Genomic DNA, 8,955 nt, shown 5'->3' with positions numbered 1-8,955 from the left:
GCCGTAGACCGGATCGTCCATGCCCGGGGTGCCCACCGGCATGCCGGGCACGGCCAGTCCGACCGCCCGCGGCCGGACTTGCAGCAGGCGCCGGATATCCTCGGCCGGCACATGGCCCTCGATGGCGTAGCCCGCCGCCAGGCCGGTGTGGCAAGAGGCAAATTGCGGCGCCAGCCCCGCACGCTGGCGTATGGGCGCGGTGTCGGCGACGTCGCGCGCCTCCACCCGCAGGCCGGATGCGCGCAGATGGTCCAGCCAGGCGCCGCAGCAGCCGCAGGCGGGCGTCTTCCAGACTTCGATGACCGGGTCCTGGGCAGCGCGCGCGGCCAGCGGCGCGAAGAGGGGCAGTAGCAGGGCGGCGCCAGCCAGGCGGCGGCGCGCGGGGGAAGGTGATGTCATCGCAGGCCTCCTAGAACCAGAAACGCACGCCCATCAGCCAGGCGCGATCCGACACGCTTTGCCCGGCGTCGCGCGCCATGCTTGCCGTGTTGCCGAACTTGCGGCTGAATGACACGCCGACATAGGGCGCGAACCGGCGCGTGACCTCGTAACGCAATTGCAGGCTCAGGCTGCCCTGGGCCAGGCCGGATCCGGTCTCGCGCTGCCGGTCGGCCTTGCCATAGGCCATGGCTTCGACTTCGGGCGTGAACACCAGCTTTTGCGTGACCAGGAAATCATACTCGGCCTTCAGCCGCAGGGCCGTGCGGCCTGAGCTGCCGGCATAGGCGGTGAGCTGCGTCTCGATGTTGTACGGCAAGGCGCCGGCCAGGCCGAGCGCGGCCCAATTGCGCGCGGCCTCGCTGCCGAAGTCGCGCCGCGCGCCCAGCTGCAGATCCCAATAGGGACTGACGGCACGGCTCCAGAAGGCCTGGGCAAACGCGGCGGAGCGGCCCGCGGCTTTTTCGCCCTCGCTTTCGACCACGAGTTTGTCGCGGTCGGTGCCGATCCAGAATTGGCCGTCCCATTGGGCCGCGCTGGTGTCGTCGCGCAGCTGGGCCAGGCCGAACTTCTCGAACCCGAGCCGCCAGGTCACGGCATCGTCGAGCATGTGCGGATGGATGCCGTACTCGTCATAGCGCCGTCCGCTGGCGCCATCGCTGGACGGCAGGGTGCCCACGGGGGGCGCGTCGCCGCCAGGCATAGCATGGCTGGCGGCGGGCATGGCATGGCCCGCGTGGCCGGCGGGCTGCGCCAGGGCCGCGGTGCAGAAGGTGGCCAGCGCGAGGCCGGACAAGGCGGTCTTCATGGCTTACTCCACGACCACGGCGCGGAACATGCCCGCTTCCATGTGATACAGCAGATGGCAGTGATAGGCCCAGTTGCCGCGCGCATCGGCGCTCACGCGGTAGCTGATGCGCTGTGCGGGCAGCACGGTGATGGTGTGCTTGCGCACCTGGAACCGGCCCTCGGGAGACTCCAGGTCGCTCCACAGGCCATGCAGATGGATGGGGTGCAACATCATCGTGTCGTTGACCAGCACGAAGCGCACGCGCTCGCCATGCTTGAGCACGATGGGCTCGGCCTCGGTGAAGGTCTTGCCGTTGAAGGACCACATATAGCGGTCCATGTTGCCCGTCAGGTGCAGCTCGATCTCGCGGCTGGGCGGCCGGTTGTCGGCCGGTTCGATGATCGAATACAGGTCGGCATAGGTCAGCACGCGGCGGCCATTGCCGCGCAGGCCGGGGCCGGGGTCGTCCAGGCGCGTGCTGATCATGTCGGGCACCATGCTGTTGGCCACGCCATCGCCGGCCGCATGCGCATGGGCCGCGGCGATCATGCCGCCGCCGGCCGGCGCGTGGTTCATCGCGCCGTGGTCCATCTGGCCGTGGTCCATCGCCGGCGCCGCGCCATGGCCCATGGCGGCGTGGTCCATGCCCATGTCCTGCATGGACAGCACCTGCACTTCGTCGACGGCCGGCACCTCGGCCTGCATGCCGGCCCGTGGCGCCAGCGTGCCCCGGGCGTAGCCCGAGCGGTCGATGGATTGCGCAAACAGGGTATAGGCTCGCGCTTCTTTGGGCTGGACGATGACGTCATAGGTCTCGGCCACGCCGATGCGCAGCTCATCGACCGTCACCGGCCGCACATCCTGGCCATCGGCGCTGACCACCGTCATCTTCAGGCCGGGCAGGCGCACATCGAAATAGCTCATGGCCGAACCATTGATCAGGCGCAGGCGCACCCGTTCGCCGGGCGTGAACAAGCCGGTCCAATTGCCCGCGGGCGTGCGTCCATTGAGCAGGTAGGTATAGGTGGCGCCCGAGACATCGGCCAGGTCCGTGGGGTTCATGCGCATCTGTTCCCACATCAGCCGTTCGGACAGCGCTTCGCGCCAGCCCATGCGTCGCGCATCGCGCCGCAGGCTTTGCAGGCTGGGCTGGATATTGTTGTAGTAATCCGGCATGGCCTTGAGCTTGTGGAAAACCTGCATGGGGTCTTCGTCGGTCCAGTCGGAAAGCAGCACGGTGTAGTCGCGCTCGCTGGCCACGGGATCGCGCCGGCGCGGCTGCACCACGATGGCGCCGTACAGGCCGGTCTGCTCCTGGAAACCCGAGTGGCTGTGATACCAATACGTGCCGCTTTGGCGCAGGCGGAAGCGGTAGGTGAAGGTCTCGCCCGGCGCGATGCCGGGAAAACTCAGTCCCGGCACGCCGTCCATCCCGGTGGGTAGCAAGATCCCGTGCCAATGGATGGAGGTGGATTCGGCCAGGCGGTTGCGCACATGCAGCGTCACCTCGTCGCCTTCGCGCCAATGCAACACCGGCGCCGGCACGCTGCCATTGACCGTGGTGGCGATGCGCGGACGGCCGGTGAAATTGACCGGCGTCTCATCGATGTCGAGATGGAATTCGGTGCCGTGCAATTCGGCTGGCGCCGGGGCCGCTGCCGAGAAGGCGGGCCGCAAGCCCGCGCCCAGCAGGGCGCCGCCGGCGGCCAACCCGCGCACAAAGCGCCGGCGGCCAGAATCGACGGGGCTCATTGCACCTTCACCGTGCCGTGCATGCCGGCGGGGTAGTGGCCGGCTTCCAGGCAGCCGAAGGCGACCTCGCCCTGCCGGGGAAAGCGCCAGACCAGCTCGCCGGTCTGGCCAGCTTCCAGCGAAACCGAATTGCCCATGCCATGGTGAGGCATGTCCGGCTGCTGCAGCATCATCTGGTAGTGGGCCTGCAGATCGGCCGATGTGCCCAGCACGAACTCATGGCGGATCTGGCCGCTGTTCTTTACCACCAGGCGTACGGTCTCGCCCGGTTTGACGGTGATGCGGTCGGGCGTGAAACGCATGTTGTCGCCCATGTCGACCTGGATCGTGCGCGTGGGGTTCCTGGCCGCTTGCCCGATATCGGCCGAAGCGTGGTTCATGCCCGCCATATTCGTGTGGTCCATATGGCCCTGGCCGGGCGCGGCTTGGGAGAGCAGGGGAACAAAGGCGAGCGCGAGCGCGCCGAGGGCTGGCTTCATGGGTGACCCATCCGAAATGACGAGCCTCCACTCTAGCCAGGGCGCTCTGACCCCAGCCTGTCGCCCATATTACGATTCTGTTATCTGGCGGCCTGTCCGGCCGGCCCCAGCGTCAGGCCGATGTCGGTGCCGTGCTCGCCGCTGCTGGCGTGGACCTGTCCGCCGTGCATGATGGCGATGGCGCGCACGATGGCCAAGCCCAGGCCATGGCCTTCGCCGCGCCGGCGTTGGCCCGCGTCGGCGCGGTAAAAGCGCTCGAAGATATGCGGCAGATCGGCCGGGGCGATGGGTGGGCCGGGATTGCGCACGGAGATCCGGGCCGCGCCGCCGGGCAGGGTTTCGCAGACGATGCGGATCGTGCCGCCCGGCGGCGTGGCGCGGACGGCATTGGCCACCAGGTTGACCAGCGCGCGCCTGAGCAGGTTGGCGTTGGCGCGCGCCTCGGCCTGGCCCTGCACGTCCAGATGCAGCCTCTCCAGCGCGGGTTCGAAAAACTCGGCCACGCGCCTGGCCTCCTGGGCCAGGTCCACGGGCGCGGCGTCGCCGGCCCGTTCGCCGCTGTCGGCGCGCGCCAGGAAGAGCATGTCGTTGATCAGCGTCTTCATGTCTTCCAGTTCTTCGAGGCTGGAGGACAGGGTCTCGCGCAGCTCGGCGTGGCTGCGGGGCGAGGACAGCGCCAGCTGGGCGCCGTTGATCAGCGTGGCCAGCGGGGTGCGCAATTCATGGGCCACATTGGCATTGAAACCCTCCATCTGCTGATAGGCCAGCTGCAGGCGCTCCAGCGCGCGGTTGAAGGCCGCGGCCAGGTCCTGGACCTCGCGGTCGATGCCGGCCAGCGGCAGGCGCCGCTCGGGATGATCGGGGCCGATGCTGGCCGCCTGCGCGGATAAGCGCCGCATCGGCGCCAGCGTGCGCCGCACGGCCCAGGCCGACAGGACGACGGTCAGGCCCACCCATAGCGCGCAGATGAGCAGCAGCGCGCTGCCATAGGCGTAGAGAAACTGGCTGCCCGCGCCCGTGCCCACCGCCACGGTCAGGCGTCCGCCAGCCAGGCCATGCGCATCCAGTGGCAGCTGCACCCCGTGCAGGTGGGCGCCTTCCGGCGTCTGGATCTCGATTTCATGGCCGGCCTGGCGGCGGACCCGGGGCGCGGCGTCGCCATAGATCAGGCGGCCGCCGGCCTCGATCCAGACCGAGAGATTGCCGTGGCCGGCGGTCATGCCGTCCAGGTTGGCGCGCAGTTCGGTCAGCGAGCCGGGCTGCATGCCGGCCAGGTGGGCGATGAGCTCGGCCTTGCCGGCCGCCTCGGTCACTTCCTGGCGCCGCACCTCGCGCTGCAAGGCCCAGTACAGCGTCAGGCCCGCGACCAGGGAAACCAGGAGGGCGATGGCGCCCAGCGCCAGCGTCAGCCGCAGTTGCAGGGACGGCGCCTTCAATCGCGGCGCTCCAGCACATAGCCCATGCCGCGCACGGTGTGCAGCAGTTTGCGCTCGAAAGGATCGTCGATCTTGCCGCGCAGGCGCCGGATGGCGACTTCGATCACATTGGTGTCGCTGTCGAAATTCATGTCCCAGACCTGTTCGGCCAGCGTGGCGCGCGACAGCACCTGGCCCTGGCGGCGCAGCAGGAGCGCCAGCAGCGTGAACTCCTTGGCCGTCAGGTCCAGGCGCTGACGGGCGCGCTGGGCCTTGCGGCTGGCCAGATCGAGTTCGAGATCGTCCAGGCGCAGCAGGGTGGGCTCCTGCGCGCGGCCGCGGCGCTGCAGCGCATGCACCCGCGCCAGCAGTTCGGAAAAGGCGAACGGTTTGACCAGGTAGTCGTCGGCGCCGCCCTCCAGGCCGCGCACGCGGTCCTCCACGCGGTCGCGCGCGGTGAGCATGAGCACTGGCGTGCCCCGGCGCGCGCGCAGTTGGCGCAGCACGCTGAAGCCATCCTGGCCGGGCAGCATCACATCGAGGATGACCACGTCGTAATCGCCTTCGATGGCCAGGTGGCAGCCGTCTATCCCGTCATGCGAGAGATCGACCACATGGTTCTGTTCGGACAGTCCCTTGTGCAGGTATTCGGCCAGCTTGGGCTCGTCCTCGATGACAAGAATGCGCATGGCGGCAGGCGGATGATGGCGGATGGGCCATTATCCGCCATCCGGCGTGTATTCAGGCTGCCTCGGCCGGCACCACGCGGTCAGGCGGGAAGAGCAGCGAGAAGGTGCTGCCCTTGCCGGGTTCGCTTTCGATCAGCAGCTCGGCGTCGTGGCGCAGGGCGATGTGCTTGGTGATGGCAAGCCCCAGGCCGGTGCCGCCCACGGCGCGCGAGCGGCCGCGGTCCACCCGGTAGAAACGCTCGGTCAGGCGCGGCAGATGGCGCGCCGGGATGCCGATGCCGGTGTCGCGCACGCTATAGCGCGCGCCGCCGTCGGGCGCGGCCTCCCAGCGCACGGTGATATGTCCGCCCTCGGGGGTGTAGCGCACGGCATTGGTCAGCAGGTTGGACAGGGCCGAGGCCAGCTCCGTGCCGTTGCCCAGCACGTCCAGGTCGGGATCGATATGCCAATCAAAGACATGCCGGCCGCCGGACAGCGCCTCGACCTGCTGGCGCGCGGTCTGCAGCAGCGCGGAGATGCTGACGGCCACCGGGTCGGACCCGGGCGAGGATTCCAGCGTGGAAAGGGTGAGCAGGTCTTCGACGATGGCCTGCATGCGCTGCGCCTGCTCCAGCATCATGGCCAGGTATTGGCCGCGCTGCTCTTCGCCCAGGGCCTCGGCCGGCATGTCGTGCAGGGTTTCGAGAAAACCCGCCAGCACCGTGAGCGGGGTGCGCAGCTCATGCGAGACGTTGGCGACGAAATCGCGCCGGGTGGTCTCCAGCTTTTCGATCTGGGTCACGTCGCGCGATATCAGCAGCCGGCGGTTGGAGGCATAGGTGGCCAGCTGGATCATCATGACGCGCTCCTGGCCGGTCTGGCCCAGCCGCACCAGGATGGGCTCGGGCCAGACGCCGCGATGCGCGTAGGCCACGAACTCGGGCGCGCGCAGCAGGTTCAGCAGGTTCTGGCCCCGGTCGGCGGGCAGGCGCAGACTCAGGTGGCGGCGCGCCATGCGGTTGCCCCACTCGATCTGGAAGTCTTCGTTGAGGGTCACCACGCCGTCGGGCAGCGCCTGGGCGGCCGCCAGCATGCCTTGCATGGTCTCCTGCAGCTCGGCCAGCTCGCGGCGCCGGGCGCGGGTGTAGCGGTAGAGCGGGGCGAGGATGTCTTCCCAGGGGCCCACGCCGGCCGGCGGCGCCGAATCGGGGTCATGCGCCCAGGCCGATACGCGCTGCAGGCGCCAACTGCGCCACAGCACCATGCCCATCATGGCGACGGAAAAGAGTACCCAGCCCGCCGGCGAGCCCGCCAGGCCATGGAGCAACAGGCTGAGCACCCCCCACAGGGCAATCAGCGAAAGCGTGCGCAGCCAGATCATCGTGGAAGGGTTTTACCGCGCCGGCACCTGGGACGTAAACCGATAGCCGCTGCCGCGCACAGTCTCGACGTGCGCGTCGTGGCCGCTGGGTTCCAGCGCCTTGCGCAGGCGGCGGATATGGACGTCGACGGTGCGCTCCTCGACGAAGACATGGTCGCCCCATACCTGGTCCAGCAGCTGCGAGCGCGAGAACACGCGCTCGGGATGGGTCATGAAGAAGTGCAGCAGGCGGAACTCGGTCGGCCCGATCTGCAGGGGCTGGGCATTGCCCGAGAGGCGATGGGTGACGGGGTCGAGTTTCAGGCCGCTGACATCGATGATGTCGTCGGTGAGTTGGGGCGCGCGGCGGCGCAGCACCGCCTTGATGCGCGCCATCAGCTCCTTGGGCGAGAAGGGCTTGGTGATGTAGTCGTCGGCGCCGGCTTCGAGTCCGTCCACCTTGTCCTGCTCCGCGCCCTTGGCCGTGAGCATGATGACGGGCACGTTGCGGGTGCGTTCGTCGTCGCGCAGCTTGCGGGCCAGCGACAGGCCGGACATGCCGGGCAGCATCCAGTCCAGCAGGATGAGATCGGGTAGCTCGGCGCGGATCAGGGTCTGGGCCTGTTCGGCGTCGAAAGCACGCAAGACCTTGTGGCCGGCGAAAGAGAGGTTGACCGCGATCAGTTCCTGGATGGCGGGTTCGTCTTCGACGACAAGAATAGTGCTAGACATAGGGATGGGTACGCAGCGGGGCGCCTGGTGGCGCGAACGTTGCCATAGTATGGCCGCAATATTTCAGGTATGTGACCGGATCCAAGGCCGGATCGCCTGCGCCAATCGGCTACCATTGGACCATATCCCGGGATTTCACCATGCAAAAGCCTTCCTCTTCTTCCGATCCGTCCCCCTCCGGCAGCACCCATTTCGGCTTCCAGTCCGTGCCCGAGGGCGACAAAGCGCGCAAAGTGGCCGAAGTCTTCCATTCGGTCGCCTCGCGGTATGACGTCATGAACGACCTGATGTCGGCCGGCCTGCACCGCGTCTGGAAAGCCTTCACCATCGGCCGCGCCGCCGTGCGGCCCGGCATGAAGGTGCTGGACATCGCGGGCGGCACGGGCGACCTGGCCCGGGCCTTCGCCAAGCGGGCCGGGCCCACGGGCGAGGTCTGGCTCACCGATATCAATGATTCCATGCTGCGCGTGGGCCGCGACCGGCTGACCGATGGCGGCCTGATCCTGCCGCTGGCCGTCTGCGACGCCGAAAAATTGCCGTTCCCGGACGGCTATTTCGACCGTGTGAGCGTGGCCTTCGGCCTGCGCAACATGACCCACAAAGACAGGGCCCTGGCGGAAATGACACGGGTGCTCAAGCCCGGCGGCAAGTTGCTGGTCCTGGAGTTTTCGCGGGTCGCCAAGCCCCTGGCGCCCGCCTACGACTGGTATTCCTTCAACGTGCTCCCCTGGCTGGGCAAAAAGGTCGCCAATGACGAGGCGAGCTATCGCTACCTGGCCGAATCCATCCGCATGCATCCCGATCAGGACACCCTGGCCGACATGATGCGCGCCGCCGGCCTGGATCGGGTGCAGTACTTCAACCTGACCGCCGGCGTGGCTGCCCTGCACGAAGGGGTGCGCCTGAGCTGAACGCCTGTCCCGGGCCCCGCGCGGGGGTGCCTCCCGGGAACTTGTGGCGGACGATCTTGTCCGTTATTCTTAAGGCTGTTCAGTTTTCTGTAAGAATTGACGGCAGGCAAGCCTGCCGCCTCGCTCCTGTGGGGCGGGCGCATACACGAGGAGCATTATCGTCATGTCCATCAAGTTTGGCCTTTCCCGAGTGCTGGCCGCGGCGCTGATCGCCGTCTCCGGCGCCGCGCTGATCACCGCGTCTTTTGACGCGGAGGCGCGCCGCGCGGGTGGCGGCTCCAGCGTCGGCCGCCAGTCTTCCAACGTCACCACGCAGCGCCAGGCGACCACGCCGCCGGCCACCCCGGGCGCGGGCACCACGGCCGGCGCCGCCACGGGCGCCAGCACCGCCGCGGCGGGCACGGCCGCCG

The 8,955-nt window shown here is 68.4% G+C and carries 9 protein-coding genes and 1 pseudogene; 2 read left to right on the top strand and 8 right to left on the bottom strand.

Translation table 11 applies throughout. The features are described 5' to 3' along the window. The 8 genes from AXA74_RS23280 to phoB all read right to left on the bottom strand — a co-directional run. The coding region (locus tag AXA74_RS23280) for a DUF411 domain-containing protein (RefSeq protein WP_060833334.1) at positions 1 to 399 on the bottom strand (399 nt) is incomplete at its 3' end. Between the two features lie 10 nt (positions 400 to 409). After that, on the bottom strand, positions 410 to 1,246 hold the full coding sequence (locus AXA74_RS23275) for a copper resistance protein B (protein ID WP_032979635.1): 837 nt from the start codon (positions 1,244 to 1,246) through the stop codon (positions 410 to 412). Positions 1,247 to 1,249: 3 nt separating this feature from the next. After that, on the bottom strand, positions 1,250 to 2,980 hold the full coding sequence (locus AXA74_RS23270) for a copper resistance system multicopper oxidase (protein ID WP_032979636.1): 1,731 nt from the start codon (positions 2,978 to 2,980) through the stop codon (positions 1,250 to 1,252). Beyond that, positions 2,977 to 3,459, bottom strand: coding sequence for a cupredoxin domain-containing protein (locus tag AXA74_RS23265; RefSeq protein ID WP_029580050.1), 483 nt, complete (start codon positions 3,457 to 3,459; stop codon positions 2,977 to 2,979). Before AXA74_RS23265 ends, AXA74_RS23270 begins: the two co-directional genes overlap by 4 nt. An 80-nt stretch (positions 3,460 to 3,539) precedes the next feature. Continuing rightward, positions 3,540 to 4,895: a heavy metal sensor histidine kinase gene (locus tag AXA74_RS23260; RefSeq protein ID WP_032957880.1), complete on the bottom strand. Its 1,356-nt coding sequence runs from the start codon at positions 4,893 to 4,895 to the stop codon at positions 3,540 to 3,542. After that, positions 4,892 to 5,563: a heavy metal response regulator transcription factor gene (locus AXA74_RS23255; protein ID WP_032957878.1), complete on the bottom strand. Its 672-nt coding sequence runs from the start codon at positions 5,561 to 5,563 to the stop codon at positions 4,892 to 4,894. Before AXA74_RS23255 ends, AXA74_RS23260 begins: the two co-directional genes overlap by 4 nt. Before the next feature lie 52 nt (positions 5,564 to 5,615). Beyond that, on the bottom strand, positions 5,616 to 6,923 hold the full coding sequence (gene phoR / locus AXA74_RS23250; protein WP_032957876.1) for a phosphate regulon sensor histidine kinase PhoR: 1,308 nt from the start codon (positions 6,921 to 6,923) through the stop codon (positions 5,616 to 5,618). Positions 6,924 to 6,935: 12 nt separating this feature from the next. Beyond that, entirely contained in the window at positions 6,936 to 7,634 is a 699-nt protein-coding gene (gene phoB, locus AXA74_RS23245) for a phosphate regulon transcriptional regulator PhoB (protein ID WP_029580053.1), read from the bottom strand. A gap of 140 nt (positions 7,635 to 7,774) precedes the next feature. Between phoB and ubiE the strand changes: the two genes are divergently transcribed. Both ubiE and AXA74_RS23235 read left to right on the top strand, forming a co-directional pair. Then, positions 7,775 to 8,545: a bifunctional demethylmenaquinone methyltransferase/2-methoxy-6-polyprenyl-1,4-benzoquinol methylase UbiE gene (gene ubiE / locus AXA74_RS23240; RefSeq protein ID WP_032957874.1), complete on the top strand. Its 771-nt coding sequence runs from the start codon at positions 7,775 to 7,777 to the stop codon at positions 8,543 to 8,545. 163 nt (positions 8,546 to 8,708) lie between these two features. Then, positions 8,709 to 8,955: pseudogene (locus AXA74_RS23235) on the top strand (Tim44 domain-containing protein); the annotation flags it as partial.

Source organism: Bordetella hinzii LMG 13501 (genome assembly GCF_001548475.1).
Lineage (GTDB): Bacteria > Pseudomonadota > Gammaproteobacteria > Burkholderiales > Burkholderiaceae_B > Bordetella > Bordetella hinzii.
The sequence above is the reverse complement of the archived record's forward strand: the minus strand, read 5'-3'. Positions and strand labels throughout refer to the sequence as shown.